This window comes from Methylomonas sp. Uni0011 (assembly GCF_056850255.1).
In genome coordinates this window covers 56,602-78,524 of sequence record NZ_JBVVNO010000001.1, presented here as the reverse complement: position 1 = coordinate 78,524, position 21,923 = coordinate 56,602, and the positions used below count along the sequence as shown (strand labels likewise).

18 protein-coding genes, 1 tRNA gene and 1 pseudogene are annotated in these 21,923 nt (G+C 53.0%); 12 read left to right on the top strand and 8 right to left on the bottom strand.

Annotation, left to right across the window (positions count from 1 at the left end; translation table 11 throughout):
• The first annotated feature begins 8 nt into the window (after positions 1-8).
• From AC0IM9_RS00340 to AC0IM9_RS00315, 6 genes are all read left to right on the top strand, one after another.
• A complete protein-coding gene (locus AC0IM9_RS00340) occupies positions 9-1,190 on the top strand; it encodes a pyridoxal phosphate-dependent aminotransferase (RefSeq protein WP_482802647.1) in 1,182 nt (393 codons plus the stop codon).
• 95 nt (positions 1,191-1,285) lie between these two features.
• A tRNA-Leu gene (locus AC0IM9_RS00335) sits at positions 1,286-1,372 on the top strand.
• Positions 1,373-1,558: 186 nt separating this feature from the next.
• Entirely contained in the window at positions 1,559-2,434 is an 876-nt protein-coding gene (locus AC0IM9_RS00330) for a glycerol kinase (RefSeq protein ID WP_482802646.1), read from the top strand.
• A 373-nt stretch (positions 2,435-2,807) separates the two neighbouring features.
• Positions 2,808-3,107: a hypothetical protein gene (locus tag AC0IM9_RS00325; protein WP_482802645.1), complete on the top strand. Its 300-nt coding sequence runs from the start codon at positions 2,808-2,810 to the stop codon at positions 3,105-3,107.
• Positions 3,108-3,396: 289 nt separating this feature from the next.
• A complete protein-coding gene (locus tag AC0IM9_RS00320) occupies positions 3,397-4,338 on the top strand; it encodes a hypothetical protein (protein ID WP_482802644.1) in 942 nt (313 codons plus the stop codon).
• On the top strand, positions 4,317-5,261 hold the full coding sequence (locus tag AC0IM9_RS00315) for a hypothetical protein (RefSeq protein WP_482802643.1): 945 nt from the start codon (positions 4,317-4,319) through the stop codon (positions 5,259-5,261). Before AC0IM9_RS00320 ends, AC0IM9_RS00315 begins: the two co-directional genes overlap by 22 nt.
• Before the next feature lie 179 nt (positions 5,262-5,440).
• Here the strand turns inward: AC0IM9_RS00315 and AC0IM9_RS00310 are convergent.
• Positions 5,441-5,545, bottom strand: a pseudogene (locus AC0IM9_RS00310) (REP-associated tyrosine transposase); the annotation flags it as partial.
• A gap of 679 nt (positions 5,546-6,224) precedes the next feature.
• Here AC0IM9_RS00310 and AC0IM9_RS00305 point away from each other — a divergent pair.
• Together AC0IM9_RS00305 and AC0IM9_RS00300 are read left to right on the top strand one after the other, a co-directional pair.
• Positions 6,225-9,236 carry a response regulator gene (locus AC0IM9_RS00305; protein ID WP_482802642.1) on the top strand — a complete coding sequence of 1,004 codons (3,012 nt, stop codon included), beginning with the start codon at positions 6,225-6,227 and terminating at the stop codon, positions 9,234-9,236.
• Positions 9,237-9,259: 23 nt separating this feature from the next.
• Positions 9,260-9,619: a response regulator gene (locus tag AC0IM9_RS00300; protein WP_140911303.1), complete on the top strand. Its 360-nt coding sequence runs from the start codon at positions 9,260-9,262 to the stop codon at positions 9,617-9,619.
• 45 nt (positions 9,620-9,664) lie between these two features.
• On the opposite strand, the gene AC0IM9_RS00295 is transcribed toward AC0IM9_RS00300, so the two are convergent.
• Positions 9,665-10,270, bottom strand: coding sequence for a DUF938 domain-containing protein (locus AC0IM9_RS00295; protein WP_482802641.1), 606 nt, complete (start codon positions 10,268-10,270; stop codon positions 9,665-9,667).
• A 51-nt stretch (positions 10,271-10,321) separates the two neighbouring features.
• On the opposite strand from AC0IM9_RS00295, the gene AC0IM9_RS00290 reads away from it, so the two are divergent.
• The gene (locus AC0IM9_RS00290; protein WP_482802640.1) at positions 10,322-11,461 is read left to right on the top strand and encodes a GNAT family N-acetyltransferase; all 1,140 of its coding nucleotides are present in this window, start codon (positions 10,322-10,324) and stop codon (positions 11,459-11,461) included.
• Between the two features lie 5 nt (positions 11,462-11,466).
• Here the strand turns inward: AC0IM9_RS00290 and AC0IM9_RS00285 are convergent, their stop codons facing one another.
• From AC0IM9_RS00285 to pedA1, 4 genes are all read right to left on the bottom strand, one after another.
• Positions 11,467-11,685: a TraR/DksA C4-type zinc finger protein gene (locus AC0IM9_RS00285; protein WP_140911300.1), complete on the bottom strand. Its 219-nt coding sequence runs from the start codon at positions 11,683-11,685 to the stop codon at positions 11,467-11,469.
• A 34-nt stretch (positions 11,686-11,719) separates the two neighbouring features.
• On the bottom strand, positions 11,720-13,363 hold the full coding sequence (locus tag AC0IM9_RS00280) for a putative bifunctional diguanylate cyclase/phosphodiesterase (RefSeq protein WP_445370553.1): 1,644 nt from the start codon (positions 13,361-13,363) through the stop codon (positions 11,720-11,722).
• 162 nt (positions 13,364-13,525) lie between these two features.
• Positions 13,526-15,622 (bottom strand): excinuclease ABC subunit UvrB, encoded by a 2,097-nt coding sequence (gene uvrB / locus AC0IM9_RS00275; RefSeq protein WP_482802639.1) that lies wholly within the window; start codon positions 15,620-15,622, stop codon positions 13,526-13,528.
• 43 nt (positions 15,623-15,665) lie between these two features.
• The gene (pedA1, locus tag AC0IM9_RS00270; protein WP_482802638.1) at positions 15,666-16,898 is read right to left on the bottom strand and encodes a lanthanide ABC transporter ABC transporter substrate-binding protein PedA1; all 1,233 of its coding nucleotides are present in this window, start codon (positions 16,896-16,898) and stop codon (positions 15,666-15,668) included.
• 137 nt (positions 16,899-17,035) lie between these two features.
• On the opposite strand from pedA1, the gene AC0IM9_RS00265 reads away from it, so the two are divergent.
• From AC0IM9_RS00265 to AC0IM9_RS00255, 3 genes are all read left to right on the top strand, one after another.
• Positions 17,036-17,425 (top strand): PilZ domain-containing protein, encoded by a 390-nt coding sequence (locus tag AC0IM9_RS00265; RefSeq protein WP_140911298.1) that lies wholly within the window; start codon positions 17,036-17,038, stop codon positions 17,423-17,425.
• Positions 17,426-17,436: 11 nt separating this feature from the next.
• Positions 17,437-18,258: an MOSC domain-containing protein gene (locus tag AC0IM9_RS00260; RefSeq protein ID WP_482802637.1), complete on the top strand. Its 822-nt coding sequence runs from the start codon at positions 17,437-17,439 to the stop codon at positions 18,256-18,258.
• A 132-nt stretch (positions 18,259-18,390) separates the two neighbouring features.
• Positions 18,391-19,281: a YiaD family glycine zipper/OmpA-like lipoprotein gene (locus AC0IM9_RS00255; protein WP_140911296.1), complete on the top strand. Its 891-nt coding sequence runs from the start codon at positions 18,391-18,393 to the stop codon at positions 19,279-19,281.
• 79 nt (positions 19,282-19,360) lie between these two features.
• Here the strand turns inward: AC0IM9_RS00255 and AC0IM9_RS00250 are convergent, their stop codons facing one another.
• Positions 19,361-21,199 (bottom strand): Hsp70 family protein, encoded by a 1,839-nt coding sequence (locus AC0IM9_RS00250; protein ID WP_482802636.1) that lies wholly within the window; start codon positions 21,197-21,199, stop codon positions 19,361-19,363.
• Positions 21,196-21,843, bottom strand: a complete 648-nt coding sequence (locus tag AC0IM9_RS00245) for a DUF2760 domain-containing protein (RefSeq protein ID WP_140911294.1) — start codon at positions 21,841-21,843, stop codon at positions 21,196-21,198. The genes AC0IM9_RS00250 and AC0IM9_RS00245 overlap by 4 nt, the downstream gene beginning before the upstream one ends.
• Between the last annotated feature and the right edge of the window lie 80 nt (positions 21,844-21,923).

Below are 21,923 nucleotides of genomic sequence, written 5' to 3'. Positions count from 1 at the left end.
GAGGAATCATGAGCATCACACTGTCCGACCGAGTTAAAGCGGTTAAACCCTCCCCTACCCTGGCCATCACCGCCAGAGCCGCCGCGATGCGCGCTGCCGGTAAGGACATTATCGGCCTGGGCGCCGGCGAACCCGATTTCGATACGCCGGACCACATCAAAAACGCCGCGATCAAGGCCATTAACTCCGGATTTACCAAATACACCGCCGTGGACGGTACCGCCGGCCTGAAAAAAGCCATTATCGCCAAGTTCAAACGCGACAATGGCTTGGAATACCAAGCCAAACAAATCTTGGTATCTTGCGGCGGCAAACAGAGCTTCTTCAACCTGGCGCAAGCCCTGCTCAATCCCGGCGACGAAGTCATCATTCCTGCGCCGTATTGGGTCTCGTATCCGGACATGGTGTTGCTCGCCGACGGCGTACCTGTGATTATTGAAACCGGCCAAAGCCAGGGTTTCAAAATCACGCCGGACCAATTGCGCGCGGCGATCACCCCGAAAACTCGCCTGCTGGTCATCAACAGCCCGTCCAACCCGACCGGCGCGGCTTATAGTCTGGACGAATTAAAAGCCTTGGGCGACGTATTGCGCGACTATCCCGAGATTTTGATCGCCACCGACGACATGTACGAGTTGATCCTGTGGAATAAAGGCCAATTCGTCAACATACTCAACGCCCACCCGGACTTTTACGACCGCACTATCGTTTTAAACGGTGTTTCCAAAGCCTATTCCATGACCGGCTGGCGCATCGGTTATGCCGCCGGCCCGGCCGACTTGATCGACGCGATGTGCATCATCCAGTCGCAAAGCACCTCCAACCCGACCTCGATTTCGCAAGTCGCCGCCGAAGAAGCCTTGAACGGCGACCAAGGCTGCATCGATACCATGATGGTCGAATTCAAGAAACGCCACGATTATGTCGTCGCCGAATTAAACAGCATCGACGGCATTGAATGCTTGTCGACCGACGGCACCTTTTACGTTTTTCCCAACGTCGAAAAACTGTTGGCGCGTCTGGACGGCATCAACGACGACCTGGAGTTTGCCGAATTTTTGATCGAAAAAGCCGGCGTTGCCCTCGTGCCAGGCTCTGCGTTTGGCTGCCCCGGCCATATCCGGATTTCCATCGCCACCAGCATGGCCAATCTGGAAAACGCACTGGCCCGGATCAAGCAAGCGATTTAAGCCGATACCGCATCTGGCGCCGGGCTTGCCAAGTTTCGATTGACAATTCCCGGCATTGCTTTAGAATTCGCGGCCTTCCAACACATGTTCGGAAAGCCTCGGTGGCGAAATAGGTAGACGCACGAGACTTAAAATCTCGCGACCGAAAGGTCGTACCGGTTCGATTCCGGTCTGAGGCACCAAATCCAAGAACCCGCAAGCTGTAAAGGCTTAGCGGGTTTTTTGTTGCGCCGCAATTTCCTCGGTATAGCCCAACAAGTTACCCCAAGTTCTTTTCTTGCCAGGGTCCACCAACCGTTGCCAATCACTTTGCGGTAGCGATTATCGATGGTCTACACTTCGCTCCATCTAACTAGAAAACTACAGCGATGAGTGACGAAAAACGCCTTTCCACCACCCAATTAGCCAAGCTGCGAGGGGTCACGCAGGAGCAAATGTTCGGGCAACTGAGCGCTTTGGGTTTGATCGAAAAACAAGACGACAAATGGCAACTGACCAACGCCGGGGTTGCCGCCGGCGGCGTTTATCTGACCGGGAAATACGGCCAATACGTGGCCTGGCCGGAAGACTTTCAGTTACCCAACATACCGAGCAAGCCGGACGCGCCAAAATTGCTGACCGCCACCGTGCTGGGGCAGCAATTCGAACTCGCGGCCAATAAAATGAATTACATCCTGTCCGAACTGGGCTGGATCAAAAAAGGCTTGAAAGGCTGGCTGGTCACCGAGCAAGGCTTGGCGATGGGTGCCGAGCAAGGCGAAGACAGCCGCTCCGGCATTCCTTACGTGCGCTGGCCGGAAAAAATCGTTCGCAACCGCGCGTTGAAAGACAACGTCGATAACATCAAGGGCGTCGACAAACCCAAAACCGACGCCGACAAAATGGACAGCTTCCGCCACAAATTCGAAGCCACCCATCGCACCACCGACGGCCACTTCGTCCGCTCCAAAGCGGAAATGTTGATCGACAACTGGCTGTACATGGCCGAAATCGTTCACGCCTACGAACGCAAACTGCCGATCGAAGAAGAAATGTACTGCGATTTTTACATCCCCACCGGTAAGGTTTATATCGAATTCTGGGGTTACGAAAACGACGCCAAATACCAGACCCGCAAACAGGAAAAACTCGCCATTTACCAGAAATATAATTTCAATCTGATTGAGTTGACCGATAAAGACGTGTTGAATTTGGATGATATTCTGCCGAGGTTATTGTTGAAGTTTGGGGTGCAGGCGTACTGATTTTAACTCAGTCGCTTAAAAAAATAATTGGAAGCGTAGGCTGGGTTGAGCGCCAGCGATACCCAGCATAAAATATCGTCAATGCTGGGTTTCATTGTATTCAACCCAGCCTACGGTCCTACTGCGACTTTTACATCCCTACCGGTAAGGTCTATATCGAATTCTGGGGCTACGAAAACGACGCCAAATACCAAGCCAGAAAACAGGAAAAACTCGCGATTTATCAGAAATATAATTTTAATTTGATTGAATTGACCGACAAAGATGTGTTGAATTTGGATGGTATTTTGCCGAGGTTGTTGTTGAAGTTTGGGGTGCAGGCGTATTGATTTTAACTCAGTCGCTTAAAAAATAATTGGAAGCGTAGGCTGGGTTGAGCGCCAGCGATACCCAGCATAAAATATCGTCAATGCTGGGTTTCATTGTATTCAACCCAGCCTACGGTCCTGTTTATAAAGGAACAATAATGAGTCATCTTTTAATTGATAAATCATTTAAATATAGGATCCTCCCTCAAAGCGAAAGCTTACTTATCGATTACTATTACGACGAAACAAAAGGTTATTGGCTAAATAAGCACAATGGACGCCCATTAATGCGCCAAGACAGTCAGTTTAAACCGCGTACTAAAAAGGAGGATGTCGAAACAGGAGAAGACAGAAAGGGCGAATAAGACTGTTTTTGTTAAAATAATATTGTAATAAAAATTGAAGCATCAGTAGTCTTCGATTGGATAAGCTATCGATGTATAATGGGAAAAATAATGAGCCATTTATTAATAGAAAAGTCATTTCAATATAATATTCCCTGTCGAGAGGAATCTTTGGTTAAAAATTATTCCTACGACGAAACAAAAGGCTATTGGTTAAGTAAGCATAATGGACGACCACTAATGCACGAAGATAGCCGGTTTAAACCTCGAACTAAGAAGTGCGATGTTGAAAGTGGGGAAGATAGAAAAGGTGAATAAGATTAATTTTCTTATATTGTCTGATTCAAAAGACTTTACAACTGACTATGTTACATTAGAGCTGGAAAAAAGGAAGGCTAATTATCTTAGGTTAGATAGAGACCTTCTATCTAATTGTAAAATTACATGGGATATATGCAATCTACGCCTATGGGTAGAAAGAAGTGGTAATAAACATCTGATTGATGAAGATTCTTTACATGGAATTTATTATCGCGCGCCAACCTATCTAAGAGAAACATTTTCCAGAAATAAGAGCGTAGAAGAACAGCTCCAGCAATCGCAGTGGATGTCATTCTATAGAAACTTACTTTGCTTTAACAAAGCCAAGTGGATGAATAGTCCATCTGCGACATTTTATGCCGAAAATAAAATGATACAACTTAAAGCGGCCCAACAAACTGGATTTAAAATACCGCAGACATTTGTAGCAAACAATGCCGATCACCTTTCACTTATAGATGACACATTAATAATAAAGTCTTTAGATACTGTAATATTTAATTTTGGCGATTCGGAAGCGTTTGTTTATACAAATACAATAAATCATGAATCGCTAAAGAACTCAGAACTATCCATTGCACCTATTATTATTCAGAATAACTTGTCTCCCAAAATAGACTACAGAGTAACTGTTGTCGGGAAAAATGTTTTTTCTGTAAAAATAGTGATAGGGGATGAAGGGGTAATAGGGGATTGGAGAAAAGAAAAGGATAACGTTAGTTTTATACCTGCTGAATTACCTGAGAATGTAAGTCGCATGTGCGTTCAAGTTGTCGACACTTTAGGGTTGTCATTTGGAGCAATTGACCTTGTCTATTGTAATGATGAATTCTATTTCATAGAAGTAAACCCAACTGGTGAATGGGCGTGGCTTGTAGACTCAGCAAATCAGAGGATATATGAGGCAATATGCAATTACTTGATCGATTAAAAAATATTGCACAACAATTATTTCCTTGGCTTTATTTGTCGGAAGCTAACAAAAGAATCTATAAAAAAATAGAAGAAATAGAGCAAGGTAATTTTAATAATTATATTGACTACATGAAAGGGTACGACAAATTAAGCTACGAGCAAGTGAAAGAATTCTATGATGAAACATTAAATGTAAAAAAATCATTAGAAGACAAACTCAAAACATCATTATTTTCGGTAACTGTTGGCATAACAGTGATGAGTTCAACAAGTACATTTTTATTAAATGATGGCATATCATCTTTAATTTTCATCTATAAATTGGTATTGTTTGCTACAGGACTTGTAGCATTCATTTATATGATAGCTGCTGGAGTGGCCTCTATTAAAACCATTAGTGGGCACATATCTATATATCAACTATTCCCAGAAGATATTGTAAATATTGGAAGGCGTGAAAAGAAAAAAAAGACTGCGATATGTGCAGAGTTAAATTCTTTATCTAATATAATTAGACAGAACTTAATGAATACCAGTTTTCGCTGTATTATTAATTCATTAGTTGTTATAACAATATTTTTCATTTTGATTGGTATTAGCTCATGCATTGAAAGGCGGCAAATAAAGGAGCCATTAAAGGTTGACATTGTCTCACAACAAAATCAAACCGATATTGACATGATAAAATCACAAATATTTAAACAAGATGTCGACAATAAAAATAAAATCGATTCATTAATGCTTGAAATTGAGCTTCATGACAAGAGTTTCTCAGAAATTAGCAGCAGACTTGAAGAGATAAAGAAATCAATAAAAACCAATAACTCTGCAACAAAGGCAAATAAAGACTATCAAGTAGCATCTCCCCGCAAATCTTTACGTTCAATACGAATTGTTCCGTTAACTCAACATAGGAAAACTCAGCCATGCATGCCCTAAAAGCCCGCGTAGGGCGTATTAGCGATAGCGTAATACGCCGGATGTGAAACTGTTTCATTCGGCGCAATACGGCTTCGCCTATTGTCGCCCTACCGGTTATCTCGCGCCTTGAAGGCAAATGATTTTCCATTGTTCCCACGCTCCACGTGGGAACGCCGCCCAGGACACTCCAGCGTCCATCACCAAACAATCATCTCCACCAACCCCGCCAAGCCTTGATAGTTGGCGGCACTGGAATAACGCCAATGCTGCGGTAAGTTCACGTAACCGCGTTTAACTGGGTTGGCACCGCATCAGGCTGCGATCGCTCCGCCCGGACGGAATATCAATATCGGCACGCCCTCTTTTCAGAACGGGTACTCGCGATCCCGTTTATGCCGGGCTTTGGCAAAATGCAGACTTGCTGCAAGCGTTGCCCTGTTTCTTGTTAACGCCATGCGCCCGAAGAGGGCTTACTTTGCTTGGGGCGAACGGTATTCAAGGGCCGGGTTAACCGATTCCAAAACCCGCAAGGAGCCCGGCGGGTTTTGGCTTGTCCTACTTTCGCCAAAAAAACTGCTGACATACTCGCAAACCGGCTACATCGGCAGTGACACCGACTAACGCGGGCTGCACAGTGTCAAAAATTTTTGCTGCTTCAGAATGGCGTCGAAACCGACTGTGAAGGCGGCGGATCTTGCCGCGATTGCTGCAGACCGATCGATGCTCCGGTTTCACCCGCTTCCCCGCCACCACTGCAACAGCTTTTTCTGAAATGGATGGATCGATTTGGCGGCTAGGTTTAGCCAATCCTTTAGCCCTGGCGGCTGTTAACACCTAACCGAGGTTCGGTTTTAAACCGAGCCTGCACTCATTTCAGAACGGGGTCGCTGACGCGGAAATCCAAGTTCCGTCCGGCGTACGTATCTATTATCGCAAAGGCTAGACGGCCTGTTTTCTCATGGGTATTCGGTAAACATAGCGATGAACCAGAACAATCAGGATTTTGAGGCGCTGCAACTGCAGATCGAATCGCTAAAACTGGCAAATGCCGCATTACAAAAACAATTGCTGGAGGAAGCCGAACACGCCGACGCGATGCTGCGGGAAGTGGAGCGTCAGCGTAACGAATTAAGCGCCGCCAATCGGCTGCAACAGGATCTGGCGAATCGCAGTCAACGTGTGATCGATGCCGTTTCCAGCCTGGTCTATCGGCTTGACCCCTATGGCCGTATCGTGCAGGCCAATCAACAAGGTTTGCAATTTTTGGGTTTGGCGGCGTTAGATGCTGCAACCCCGTTTTATTTGGACGATTGGTTATCCGCAGACGACATTCGCCTGCTGAAAGAGCAAACGCCGCCACGCCCGTGGCAGATTTATTCCTGTCTGTTGGAGCGGATTCGGTTAGAGGGCAATTACACCGCGCACCATAGTTTGCGCAATAGCCTGGGCCAATATCGCCAGTTCATGTTGGATGCAACCATGATCTACGACCGGCAAGGTAAGGAAGACGGCACGGTGGTCTGCGCCGCCGATATCACCGAACTGAAACGGTTGGAGCAGGATCTCAGACAAGCCAATAGCAAAGCGGAATCTGCCGCCCGTTCGAAAAGCGAATTCCTGGCCAATATGAGTCACGAAATACGGACCCCGATGAACGCGATCGTCGGTTTGTCGCAACTTGCCATGAATCGGGATGTATCGCCGCAGATTCGGGATTATCTGGAAAAAATCAAAGGTTCTTCCGATCATTTGCTCAGCATCATCAATGACATTCTCGATTTTTCTAAAATCGAAGCCGGCGGCATGACCATAGAAGCCCATCCGTTCGGCATTGCCCGGCTGGTCGCGGATATTGAGGGGCTATTTCGATTTCCGGCAGAACAAAAAGGTTTGGAGCTGCAATTGCGGATCGGAAACGATGTGCCTGCGATGGTTGTGGGCGACAAATTGCGGATTCAACAGATCTTAACCAATTTGATCTCCAATGCACTCAAATTCACGACGCAAGGCCGAGTGCGTTTGACGATCGAGCTGGTTTCCCGCGAGGAGCAACGGGTAAATTTGGCGTTCGCCATTGCAGACCAAGGCATTGGGATTGCCCCGGCCGACCAGGAAAAGTTATTTCAACCCTTCAGCCAGGCCGACAGTTCCATCTCCCGTCGATTCGGCGGGACCGGCCTCGGTTTGGCTATCAGCCGTAAATTGCTACTGATGATGGGCAGCGATTTTCATGTCGCGAGTGCCGTAAACCAAGGCAGTACTTTTACCTTCACTTTGTCGCTGGGATTGGCGACCGAACAAGAAACCCAGCTTTGCCAGGAGCAACCTATTCACAGCAGCGCGGGCGGTCTAACTGACCGTATGCAAACCTATGCCGCGGTGTTGACCGGCATGGAAGTACTGATCGCCGAAGATAATCCGTTAAATCGACAGGTTGTGCGCGAGTTTTTACAACTGGCCGGCATCATGACCACGTTTGCGACCAACGGTCGGGAGGCGCTGGAATGCTTGGCGTTAAACCCCGGCTTTGCCGCAATATTGATGGATGTGAACATGCCGGAGATGGGCGGAATCGAGGCAACCCAATTAATTCGGCAACAACCCGCACACGCTCGGCTGCCGATTATCGCTCTGACGGCCGGCGTAACCTACGAGGAAAAGGAACATTGCCTGGCCTCGGGGATGACCGATTTCGTATCCAAACCGATCGAGCCGGTGCATTTGTTAAACACCCTGTTAAATTGGACCAAGCCGGAATTGTCCAGGACCGATGCCGACGCTATCGGCATGCTAACCGCTCCCCAAAGGCCGCGCCTGAAGTTGCCTGGGTTCGATCTGTCCAACCTCAATTTAATGCTGGGAGGCAACGAGGAAGATATGTTCGAATTGCTGCAAGGTTTTGCGCGTAGCCTGGCAACGGTGGAAGCGCGGCTGAACGCCTATTTCGCGGCCGACGATAGCGCCGCAATAATGGCCCTTGCCCACGAGATCAAAGGTTCGGCCGGAAATTTTGGCGCAAAAGCCTTATTCGGCGCGGCATCAATCCTGGAATGGGCGGCGAAACAACGGCAAGTGACCCGTGCCCTATTGGACGAATGCTGCCACCAGTGTCGAGAAGCGGCATCGGTATTGCAGACGGCGGATAAAACCACCGCGACTGACGCGGCTTCGCCTTCGGTTTCCGGCCAAATCGGGCAAGCGGCTCAAGCGCTGGCGGGTAAGCGCATTTTGGTAGTGGAAGACAACAGGATCAATCAGCGGGTGGTTGCGGAATTTTTGCAGTTGGCCGGAATGGAAGTGGATGCGGTCAACAATGGCCTGGAAGCGCTCGCGCAAATCGATGCGGTGTTCTACGATGCCATTTTAATGGACATCCAAATGCCGGAGCTGGACGGCATAAGCACGACCCAAGCGATTAGAAACAAGGACTGCCATCGGTCGCTGCCGGTCATTGCCTTGAGCGCCAGCATTTCCGTCGCAGAACATAAGGCCTGCCTCGAATCCGGCTTCAATGACTTTCTGACCAAGCCCGTCGATCCCGAGGGATTGATCGCCAAGCTGAACCAATGGTTATTGCCGACTGCGGCCCAGGCCACGCTCGTCAATCCGCCTCCCGACGCTGAACCCGAAAACGCAGCCGATCCGCTTTGGCCAACAATCGCCGGGATCGATACCAAGCAAGCCGCGTTGATTTTGGGTGGAAGCTTATCGTTATTCGCTGAACTGGCAGCGCTATTCGTTAGCGAGAATTCGAGTTTGATGGCGAAATTGACGGACCATCTCGCGCACAACCGGTTTGACGAGGCAGCAAAATTTGCGCATAAGTTGAGAGGGCAAGCGGCAAGTCTGGCGGCAATTGAGCTGGCGGAAAGCGCCGAACTGTTGGAAAATGCCTTGGCTAAACGTAGCGATCACATCCTTGGCAGTCAACATGAACTGCTGGCAGCCAATCGGCGTTTAATAGCTGCAATCCGCGACTGGCTTGAAGAATGAAGCAGTAACCGTTAGAGAACACCATGAAAAAACTCCTTGTCGTCGATGACGACGCGATGTTTCGGCACGTGATGAAACATCATCTTTCCCAACTTGGTTTTACCGCCATCGAAAACGATTCGGCGCTGCACCTGTATCAACAAATCCGCGAAGAATCTCCAGCGGCCTGCTTCATCGATATCGTGATGGAAGGTAAAGACGGGATCGAAACCATATTGGAACTGAAAGAAAAGAGCCAATGCCCGAAATTGATTGCAGTGTCCAGTAACGTCATGTATCTGGATTGGGTCAGCGAATTCGGTGTCGATGCCATATTGATCAAGCCGGTTTCGCTGCAAGCGGTGAAACAAGTCCTGGACAAGTTAGAGATCCACGCCGTTTAGCGGGGCTATCCGGCCGCGATTCGGGGAACTCGACACCCAATCGGTTTAGCCATCAGTTTTGCGAAACACCAACAACCGGTTATTGGCCGGCATTTCATAGTCTGAACGTAATTCCAGCCCGGCTTGGGCTGCCAGTTCGACAATATTCTCGAAATGTTTGATACCGCTCAGCGGATCGCGCTGCTTTAACCACTCGTCGAATCGGGCATTGCTGTCGCTGGTGTAACTGCCGGCGTAGTTAAACGGGCCGTAGAAGCAAACGGGAGCCGCGGCGTTCAGGTATTCGCCTAAGCCGGCAAAACAGGCTTCGACCTGGGTTTGGCTCATGATGTGCAGGGTATTGGCGCTAAACAAGGCCTGGATTCGTGAACAAGGCCAGGGGGCGTGCTCAACGTCCAGGCACAGCGGCGGATGCAGGTTGGGCAAGCCGGCTGCGATTCGCCACTGCTCGATACCGGCCAGGTTTTCGGCGCGGTCGGTGGGTTGCCAGGCCAGATGCGGCAATTGTTCGGCAAAGTAGCAAGCGTGCTGGCCGGTGCCGCTGCCGATTTCCCAGACCGTGGTCGGATCGGTGAATACGGTTTCGATCACCCGCAAGATAGGCTGTTTGTTATTTTCGCAGGATTGGGAAAACGGTTTTTGCGTCGTCATAAGCCAATTATCGGTGGTATCTTGTGGCTTTCAACTGTAATGGTTTTAGCCATGGACGTCACCCAAATTAGCGGTTTCGCCGACTTTGGAGATAAGGAATGGCGCAGTTTGGCCGATGATCGTTATCCCTTTTTCGACTATGCCTTCCTTAGCGCGTTGGAGCGCAGCGGAGCCGTCTCCGCCGAGAACGGCTGGCAACCCGCGCATTTGCGCTGCACCGATAACGGCGAATTGGTCGCCGCCCTGCCCTTGTATCGAAAAAGCCACTCTTGGGGCGAATACGTGTTCGATCAGCGCTGGGCTCAGGCTTATGCCGAACAAGGTATGGCGTACTATCCGAAGTGGCTGAATGCGATTCCGTTCACGCCCTGCCCCGGACCGCGGCTTGCGTTGCGGCAGGGCGTGAGTCCGGACCAGGTAGTCGATACCCTATGCGGTTTTCTGGCTGACAGCGCCGCTGCCCAGGGTATTTCGTCGCTGCACTGCCTGTTCCCGGAACCGGAAATGGCCGAGATTATGGCTGCGCGCGGGTTTAACATCCGCGAAGGCGTTCAATTTCAATGGTTCAACCGCGGTTACCGGGACTTTGCCGATTTCCTGGCGACGCTGAGTTCCAGTAAGCGCAAGATGGTCAAACGCGAACGGCGGCGGGTGGAGGAGCAAGGCATTAGCATGTTGCGCTTGAGCGGCCGCGATATCGGCGACGAGTATTGGCGAGCGTTCTATGATTTTTATGCGCTAACGTATCTAAAACGCCAATCCCAACCTTACCTGAATCCGGAGTTTTTCAGGCTGCTCGCCGCCGAAATCCCGGAGCGCTTATTGATGGTCGTCGCATTGAAACAGCGGCAGCCGGTTGCCGCAGCCCTGAGCTTTGTTGGCGCCGACACGCTGTATGGCCGCTATTGGGGATGTTACGAAGAATACAACGCTTTGCATTTCGAGGCCTGTTATTACCAGGGATTGGAATATTGCATCGAGCACGGTTTGCAGCGTTTCGATTCCGGTGCCCAGGGCGAGCATAAAATCGCCCGCGGTTTCGAGCCGGTCACGACCTATTCCGCCCATTGGCTGCGCGATCCCGGTTTCGCCGCCGCGGTGGCACGCTTCGTCGCTCGGGAACGGCAACTGATCGCAGAGTACAAACTGGATGCCGCACAATATCTGCCTTTCCGGCAAAGCGACGCCTGAGCGGGTTATTTACCGGCTTTTTCCAGGCTGGTTTGGCAGGGCAAACAGTATTTGCAGGGAATTGCCGCGCGCCGCGCTTCCGGAATCGGCTCGCCGCATTCTTCGCAGTGGGTGGCGGATTCCCCGGTGTATATCGCTTTTCGGGTTTCGGCGACGAACAGTTCCGTCATTTTTTCCATGCGTTCCGCTATCGCATCGGCCCCGCCGGCCCAAGCTGTAGACATCGTCTTTCTATTCCTTCGCGAGTAAATGGCAAATTTAGTGATTGTGGCTGCTTTGCTGCAACCAAGTATTGAATTCGTGGAATGGCTTGGGCTTGCTAAACCAGTAGCCCTGGGCGATATCGCAACGGTAACTGGCCAGTCGGTCCAGCACCTCGCCGGTTTCGACACCCTCGGCAACGACCTGCAAACCCAGGTTGTGCGCCAGATTGATTGTGGCTTTGACGATTACGGCGTCGTTGTCGCTTTTTAATAAATCGTAGACAAAGGATTTGTCGATCTTTAATTCGCTGAGCGGCATCTTTTTCAAATACGCGAGCGAGGAATACCCGGTACCGAAGTCGTCGATCGACAATTTATACCCCATCTCATGCAGGCGCAAAATGGTTTCCATGGCCCGCTCCGGATCGTTCATGATCGAGCTTTCGGTGATCTCCAGCATCATCCAGGCCGGCTTGATGTTGGCCGCCGCGGCGACGCCGGCCATCACGTCCGGCAAATCCGGATCGTGCAAATCCTTGGTCGACAGGTTGACCGACACCACCAGCTCCAGACCTTGCCGCCGCCATTCCGCGCAATCCCTGAACGCACGTTTCAACATCCACAAGGTCAGGTGTTTGATGACGCGAGTTCTTTCCGCCATCGGGATAAACTCGTCCGGCGCGATAAAGCCATGTTTGGGATGGGCCCACCTTACCAAGCCTTCGACGCCGTAGATTTTGCCGGTCTGAATCGACACTTTGGGCTGGTAATAAATCATCAGTTGTTCTTTTTCGATGGCCTGGCGCAATTCGCTCATCAGCGTCAATCGGCGCGGGCTGTGGTCGTCGTACGACGGCGCGTAAATCGTATAACCCTCGTGCGATTTGGCGGCCATGAACAAGGCCACGCCGGCTTTTTGCACCAATGTGTCGACGTCGTCGCCGTGTTCCGGAAAATTGACGATGCCGATGTTGGTGTGGATGGCCAGATTCAAACGCTCGACTTTGAATGCGGGATCCAAGGCCGCCTGAATGTTCTTGGCCAGATTCAGCGATGCGTCTTCGCTTTCGGTGGCGGGCAGCAGCAAACTGAAAATATTGCTGTCGATCCGAGCCACGCTGTCGCTCCCCATCACCACGCTTTGCAGGCGGGTGGCGATTTGGCGCAAGATCATGTCGCTGCTGTTACGGCCCAGCGTGTCGTAAACTTCCTTGAAGTTGGCGACCTCGACCAACAGCACCGATAACATTTTGCCCTGGTTGCTGGCCGCATGTAGCGCTTGCTCTACCCGATCGTAAAACAAAACCCGGTTGGGCAAGTCGGTCACCGCATCGTGGGTGGACGAGTAACTGACTTGTTTCTCCAAGGTTTCGGCCCGGTTGCGCAACTCCTGAGTCTGGTCGAATATCATGGCGCCAGCCTGATACGCAATCACCGAACTCGAATATTGGCCCCAAAATCCGAACAGAAACGGTAGCGCCTCCAACACCCACAAGCCGTAGTTTTCGGTTTGGGCGCGGATGATGCCCGCGAACGAGATTTCGCCGGTGTAATAAAAACTCAAAGCCAACAGTGCACAGACGATCGCCAGCAGGGCGATGGCCACGCCTTGGTAAGTGGTTTTGGAGACCTCGCTTTTCAGGATTCTGACGTTATCGGTAAGCAAGTGTTTGGCGGCAATCATGTTTTTGGACTTCAAATTCGAACCGTTCCTAGCAATGTTTCGGCGCCGCGCTAGCCATGTCGACTTTAACGCGGAGCGAGATGTAACGACGTTTTACCCCAGGCGCGGTCGCTTTGTTTCAACTCAGTTCAAAGTTTAGACGATGGTAATCATTTGTCTGCCACCGCCGGTGTCCGCTCAAACCGCCATCTCTGCCTGCAACAGTTTGATTTGATCCCTGACCCGGGCGGCGTCCTCGAATTCCAGATTCTTGGCATGCTGATACATCTTTTCTTCCAATTGCTTGAGGGTCTTGGCGGCCTGCTTCGGCGTCAATGCTTTGTAATTGCCGGCCGGTTCCGCCACTTTGGCACGGGCGGTACTGATCGAACCGCCGGAACCGGGAATCGCCAACTCCAGGATGTCGGTGACCGATTTGAACACGGTGCGGGGCTGGATATTATGCTGCTTGTTGAATTCGATCTGTTTCGCCCGCCGCCGTTCGGTTTCGTCGATCGCCTGCTGCATTGAGCCGGTGATTTTGTCGCCGTACAGAATCACTTTACCGTTGGCGTTGCGCGCCGCGCGGCCGATGGTCTGGATCAACGAGGTCAACGAGCGCAAAAAGCCTTCCTTATCGGCATCCAGAATCGCCACCAGCGAGACTTCCGGGATGTCCAGACCCTCACGCAACAGGTTGATGCCGACCAATACGTCGAACACCCCCAACCGCAAATCGCGGATGATTTCCACCCGTTCCACCGTCTCGATATCAGAATGCAGATACCTGACCTTAATGCCGTGTTCCATCAGGTAATCGGTCAAATCTTCCGACATGCGCTTGGTCAACGTCGTCACCAACACCCGTTCCTGCACCGCAATCCGCTTGTTGATTTCCGACAGCAAATCGTCGACCTGACTGGTGGCCGGCCGCACTTCCACGATCGGATCGACCAAGCCGGTCGGACGCACCACTTGCTCGACCACGGCGCCGGCGTGTTCCTTCTCGTAACCGCCCGGCGTGGCCGACACGTAAATCCGCTGCCCGCAAATGCGCTCGAACTCTTCGAAACGTAGCGGCCGGTTATCCAGCGCCGACGGTAGTCTGAATCCGTATTCGACCAAGGTTTCCTTACGCGAACGGTCGCCTTTGTACATCGCCCCGATCTGCGGCACCGTGACGTGGCTTTCGTCGATGATGACCAACGCATCTTTCGGTAGATAGTCGAACATGGTCGGCGGCGACTCGCCTTCGGTGCGATTGGACAAATGCCGCGAGTAGTTTTCGATGCCGGAGCAGTAGCCGACTTCCATAATCATTTCGATGTCGAACAACGTGCGCTGCTCCAACCGCTGGGCTTCGACTAACTTATGGTCTTCGCGCAACTGCGCCAGCCGTTCGACCAATTCCAACTTGATTTTTTCGACCGCACTGAGCAACTGGTCGCGCGGCGTGACGTAATGGCTTTTCGGATAGAGCGTGAACCGGGCCAGACGCTGGGTGACCTCGCCGGTCAACGGGTCGAACATCGACAGACGTTCGATCTCGTCGTCGAACAGTTCGATCCGTAGCGCCTGTTCTTCCGATTCGGCCGGAAACACGTCGATCACATCGCCACGCACCCGGTAAGTGGCGCGGCGCAGCTCGGTATCGTTGCGGGTGTACTGCATTTCCGCCAACCGGCGCAGAATGTCGCGCTGCTTGATCATATCGCCGCGCACCAGATGCAACACCATCTGGAAATAGGATTCCGGCTCGCCCAAGCCGTAGATCGCCGACACGGTGGCGACGACGATGGTATCGCGCCGTTCCAGCAAGGCTTTGGTCGCCGACAAGCGCATTTGCTCGATGTGTTCGTTCAGCGAAGCGTCCTTGTCGATGAAGGTATCGGAAGCCGGAATGTAGGCTTCCGGCTGGTAATAGTCGTAATAGGAGACGAAGTACTCGACGCTGTTTTCCGGAAAAAACTCCTTCATCTCGCCGTAAAGCTGGGCTGCCAGGGTTTTGTTCGGCGCCATGATCATCGCCGGCCGTTGCGTCTGCTGTATCACGTTGGCGATGGTGAAGGTTTTGCCGGAACCGGTTACCCCAAGCAGGGTTTGGTGAACTTCGCCGTCGTTAATGCCTTCCACTAATTGTCGAATCGCTGTGGGCTGGTCGCCGGCCGGTTGGTAACGGCTTTGAATTTTGAACGGCTTTGGCTGGAAGCCTTTGCCCTTGACTGAGGGCTCTTCCACTGCCAGTACGCCGGATATCGCCGACTGGCTGATCTCCATCCGCCGCTTGTCACTCATGCCGACTTCCTTGCCGAATTGATCCCATTTGTCGAAACCATGATTATTTACAGCCCGTTTCCGGCTGGTCGAAGCCCAGCGTATCGAGTTCGGTTTTCGGGTGCAAAAAACCCTCGATCGGCGCCACTGCCACCAGCGAGCGCGGCGCGGCCAACAGGATGGGTTGCCGTAACTGGCCGTCCCATTTGCGGAACGACAGCGGCATGCCTTTATAACCTTGCAAGGCAAAGGCATCGGACAACAGATAATCCTTCAACGCCGGCATCTGGTTGGATTTGGTCCGGATACTAGCCTCGCCGATGGCTCTGACCGCCAGGTACGCGGCGTAGTCCTGCTCTTCCATCCAACGCCCCGATGCAACCTTGAAACGGTTCTGCAATTGCACCGCCCCCCACTGTTCGTGGCTCCGGTGCCAGGCGGTGGCGGTTAGGCCTTGGGTGCCGATCACCGGCCGCGGTTTCCAGGTGCGGTAATCCAGATATTCGCCGAACAGGCCCTGCTCGTCGGCAATTACCAGCACATCGTAATCGTCGACCTGGGTGAAGGTCGGCACGTCGGCTTGGGCCGTGCGGCGGGCGTCGTAATCCTGGTTCCATTCTTTCTCGGCGACGAGCTTCATACCGAAGCGCTTGGCCGCGCGTTTGATCGCGGCCGCGTAGAGTTTGTCTTCCGGCGCCGGGCCTACGACTAAAAACCAATTCTGCCAGCGCTTTTTCAACATGTATTGCGCCAAGGCGTCGGCGCGCATCGCGCGGCTCGGCAAGATGTGCAAGACGTTATGCCGGCAATCCGCGTTGCGCAACTCGTCGCTGCTATTGGCGACATCGAACAGCAGTTTGGTTTTGGCGATCGGCCGATCGGCCAGTTTATTCAATTGGTCGGCTGCGACATTAAGCAACACCAGTTCGGCGTCGATGCCATCGAATAGGGGTTGCGGATCGGCGCCGGCCGGGACCAGGATTTTTTTCAGTTCGTATTGCTGGCCGGTAAATTGGCCGGTGGTATTGTTGTCGCTAATCGCCAACTCGGCGCCGAGCTCACCTTTGTTTGGAATGAACGGGTCCAAGTTGGACAAAGCCGGCGGCGCGACCTGTTCCTGCGCGAAGTACACGATCTTGACGATTTGCTTCGGCGTTTGCTGGGCCGGCGCGGGGGCTGGTTTGGTTTGAGGCTTGGCGGCGGCCGTAGTCGGTTTGGCCTTGGCCGCGGCCGGTAGCGGCACACTGCAACAGAATGGAATCAATAGGCCGGCGGCTAAGCGTTGGAGTTTTTTCATGTTTTGCGGCTATCCGTAAAGATCCCTGCATTTTATCGATAAATTGCCAGCAAGCCTAACCGATAATCGTGTGGCTTCTATTGAATTTTACCGGTTTAGGTTCAATACTTAACCACTCCTTGCTTGTGGCATTCGCTATGTCTGATTCGGATTTTTCCATGGATTTTCTCGATCAAGAAATCGATCTTGATAGCGAATGGTCCAACAAACGCACTGCCGTGCGCTATCTGCGCAACGACATCAAAGCGGCCGTAAAAATACACAGCCTTTGGTTTCCGCGTCTGTTTCCGGTATTGTTGCGCGACATCAGCAGCCGCGGCGCCGCGGTCATCACCAGCAAAAAAATTAAAAAAAAAAGCCGGGTTAGCCTGTTTCTGCTATTCGGCGACGGTCGACGGTTCCAGATCGAAGCCACCGTCGTCCACCATGACGCCGACCAAAACCGCTACGGCATCAAATTCGACAGTCTGAATAGCGAATTGGCCGAACATCTACTTCATACCCAAACCGACTTGAATTTCAGCTAAAGCAAAAATCCATGCCGACACTCAGCCGAATCTATGTCTACCCGGTCAAATCCTTGTCCGGATTCCAGGTTACGCAATGGCCGGTCGATGAAAAAGGCCTGCTGTACGACCGCAAATGGATGCTCGTCGACCGCGACCGTCAATTTCTCAGCCAACGGCGTTTACCGCAAATGGCCCTGGTAAAAACCCGGATCGATGCCGACCGCTTGATTCTGTCGGCCCCTGGCAGAAGGGATCTGATATTGCCGTTAACCGCCAGCAGCAGCGAATCCATCGAGGTTACTGTCTGGCACGACCAATGCCGAGCGGAAACCTGCGGTGCCGAAGCCGACGCTTGGCTCAGCGAGTTTTTGCAAACCGATTGTCGCCTGGTATACCAAGCCGCCGGGGACCGCCGCCAAGTCGACCTCAACTATGCGACGGTCGCCGACCAAACGGCGTTCTCCGACGGCTTTCCGTTTTTGCTGGTATCCGAGGGTTCGTTGACGGCCTTGAATCAAGCCATGCAATTGGACTACGACATGGTCCGTTTCCGGCCCAATCTGGTGGTTTCCGGCTGCGACAGTTATGCCGAAGACCGATGGCGGCGGGTCAGCGTTAACGGTATCGGCTTCCGCCTGCCCAAACCCTGCTCGCGCTGCCCGGTACCGACAATCGACCCGGAAACCGCGATTGCCGGCAAAGAACCTTTGGCGACCTTAAGTCGGTTACGCAAATGGCAGAACAAAGTGTATTTCGGGCAAAATGCGTTGCATGACAAATCGGGCAGCCTAGCCGTGGGACAGAGCGTACAGATCGACGAAATTGGGGAGCCTCAGCCGCCTTTGCCTTAACCGGTAACTCACCCGGCAATGGTCGCCGCCGATTTTAAGAACGATTTAAGAAAACGACGTTTAAATTTCCGGCAACCGACGGCATGCCAAATTGGCGTCGACGATTTTTGCATCACAACCAGGACCAAGACTATGTATAAGAAATTACTTGCCATTTCCATCAGCGCCGCGCTGCTGAGCGCTTGTGCCACCAACCCGTATACCGGCCAGTCCGGCATGAGCAATCTGGGCAAAGGCGCCGGCATCGGCGCCGCGGTCGGTGCCGGCGCCGGTACCCTGTTCGGCGGCAACGATTGGAAAAACGCCGGCTTGGGCGCTTTGGCCGGTGCCGCAGTCGGTGCCGGTATCGGTTATTACATGGATAAACAGCAGGAAGAGATGCAGCAATCGCTGCAAGGCACCGGTATCGAAGTGCAGCGTACGGCCGAAAACCAATTGGTATTGAACATGCCCAGCACCAGCGACGTCACCTTCGCCTTCGGTAAATCGGATTTGACGCCGGAGGCGCAACATGCGCTGGATCCGGTCGCCCGGGTACTGAACAACTATCCCGATTCGACGCTTTCGGTCACCGGCCACACCGACGATGTCGGCTCGGATGCCGACAACCAGCGTCTGTCCGAAGCCCGCGCCACCAGCGTCGCCAATTTTCTATCGTCCCGCGGCGTGAACCGGATGCGCATCTCGCAACAGGGCATGGGCGAAAGTTCGCCGAAAGTGCCGAACACCAGCGACGCCAACCGGGCCATCAACCGCCGGGTGGAGTTGTCGATCAACGCCAACCAGAACGCCGGCGCCGCCCAGCAAAACCAACAATATCCGCAGCAGAACCAGCCTTACCAACAGCAAGGCTATCCGCAGCAGCAACAGGGTTATCCGCAACAAAATCAGCCGTACCAACAGTATCCGCAGCAAAACCAACCCTACCAGCAACAATACCCGCAGCAGGGCTACCCACAACAACCGTACCAGCAAGGCTATCCGCAACAGCAGCAATACCAGCAGCCTTACTACCGGCAATAATTCCGCCACGCTGGAGCGTAGTTACGAATAAGGCCGGAATTCCGGCCTTATTTTTTATTTAGGGCAGAAAAGTTACCGATTAGACTTCGCCGGCGCGAACATCGAATTCGATTTTCCAGCGCTGCTGGTCGCGTCGCGAGACGGCGCGCAATTCCAGCGTCCCGACTTCGGTTACCGCGGCCGATAAATGCACCGGTACGATTTCACCGGCTTGACGGCCATCTTCCACCGGCAAGGTAATTTCGATTTCGTCCAACTCTTCCAATTCGTCGTCGCTCCATTCGTCGAGACGATCGCCAACCTTGTCTTCGCGCCGGGTTTTGGAACCAAAGAAACGGAAGCGTACCGGCTCGCCGATGACCAAGCCGAATTCGTCGTGCGGCAATTCCTGTTCGCTGCCCTCTTCCATGCCGAACGGTGCGATACACAACGCCTCTATCGCCGGCGGCAAACCGGGTACCGCCAGCATTGCACTCTCGATGCCGACGTAGTAGGCGGCGGCAGTACCGCCTTTGATCCGCACGCCTTTACCTTGGCGCACGAAACCGTAATATGCCGCACCGCGGGCGACCGCCAAATCCAGATCAGCCCCATGCAGCAAGCGGGCTGGAGCGGCCTGTTCGGTCTGCAACCAATTGTTCAATACCGCCATCAGCCGTTCGGCCAACACGCCGGCCTTCAATACACCGCCGTTGAACAACAGCGCGGTCGGGTGCAGGAAGCTGGCGTGTTCGGGCAGTGCGATTGAACTGAACTCGTCGGTTGCCTGGCGCTGTCTGGACAGAAAGGCCGCCAGATGCCGGGTAATGCCGGCATCCTGCGCATACGGCAGGCCGACGCTGCGCAGACCGCTGCGTGGCCGCGATACCGGTTTGTCGCTGGCTTGAGCATGCGGCAAAAAGCCGTCCACCAGGATCCGGTTCAATTCGTCCCGAGTCAGTTCGCTGCGCAAAGTGCCGCCGATCAGCGACGACCCGCGCCCGGCAACCGCAAGCGGCATAGCAGCCAAATCGGGTTGGTTAAACAGTTTTTCTTTGGCTTCGCGGCAGGCATGGGTCAAGGCCTGCAATTGCCAGGGCTCCAATTTTTTGCCGCCGTCGGTTTCCAGCTTGGCCTTAACCGTATACGCCAGCGCCAAATCCATGTTATCGCCGCCGAGCAGAATATGATCGCCGACCGCCACCCGGGTCAATTGCAAATTGCCGTCTTGTTCGGTTACGGCAATCAACGACAAGTCGGTGGTGCCGCCGCCGATATCGACGACTAAAATCACATCGCCGACTTTGACCTGATTGCGCCAGTCGCCGGCGCTTTTTTCGATCCAACTGTACAAAGCCGCCTGCGGTTCCTCGAGCAACACGGCTTGGCCAAGACCTACTTCGCGCGCGGCTTCCACGGTCAATTCCCGAGCGGCCGGATCGAACGACGCCGGCACCGTGATGGTCAAGTCCTGCTGTTGCAACGGCTGTTCCGGGAAACGATGATTCCAGGCGTCGCGCAAATGCTGCAAATAGGCTTTGCTGGCGGCGAACGGTGAAATCTTGGCCACGTCTTCCGGCGCGTCGACCGGCAGAATCGCCTGCTTGCAGTCGACGCCGGCATGGCACAACCAGCTCTTGGCGCTGGAAACCAGCCGAATCGGCGTCTTGCCGCCCAGGCTACGGGCGATTTCGCCGACCAGATGCTCGGGTTTGGCGGTCCACGGCAAAGCCGAGGCTCCCTCGGCAATTTCCGCCGGATGAGCGATGTAGGCGAACGAGGCCAGTTGGGCTTTATCTTCAATCACGCCCGGCGAAACCAGTTGCGGCGTATAAAACACTTCCAGTGCCGGACTATCGTCGCCCGCCGCCAAATCGACATAAGACATTACACAATGCGTGGTACCCAAATCGATACCGACCGAATAGCGCGCCGTCATAATTCAACCTCGGCCGCAGCGATGATTTTGGCATTGTGGCCTTCGGTCAGTTTCGGCAAATGCAGCTCGGTGACCTGCCAGCCTTTATGGACCAACACGCCGGAGAACGGGGCTTCGCCGACAATATTGCCGGTCAAACGAAATGCAGCGGCGTCGAAGCCTTTGTTCAGGGTCACGCGGCTACCTTCGGCATCCTGACTGACCGGCGCCAACTTGAAGTGCTCGTTGATCACTTTACTGCAGCCTTGATGCACGACGCGCGCCGCGGCGCCTATTTCAGCATCGGCAAACGCACTGACGTCTTCTTTGACGAAATCGAGGAAACGGGCTTCCTTCTGCAACAAACTTAATAACTGTAAAGCCGCATCCGGCGTGGCTTCTTTGAGCACCACCGGTTCCGGGGCAGGTGCCTGAACGATTTTTTCGACTTCGACGATCTTTTCCACCACTTTGATTTGGGGTTCGGGTGCCGCGATCGGCATGTCCGGTTGCCGGGTCGATTTACAGCGGCGTAAGCCCAGCAATACCGATACCAGCACCGCGATCAAAATGAAAGCCAACACAGCCGCGGTTCCGGCTAAGCAAACGTGCCACAAATCGAATGTAGTCGGACGTAACGATAAGTCTATGGTGTAAGTGTTCATGAAAAATGGATATTGGGGGAATACAAAGCGGCAAGCGCAGAACGGCCGAGCCGGCGACCAGATTGCCGGTCGGCTCGGCT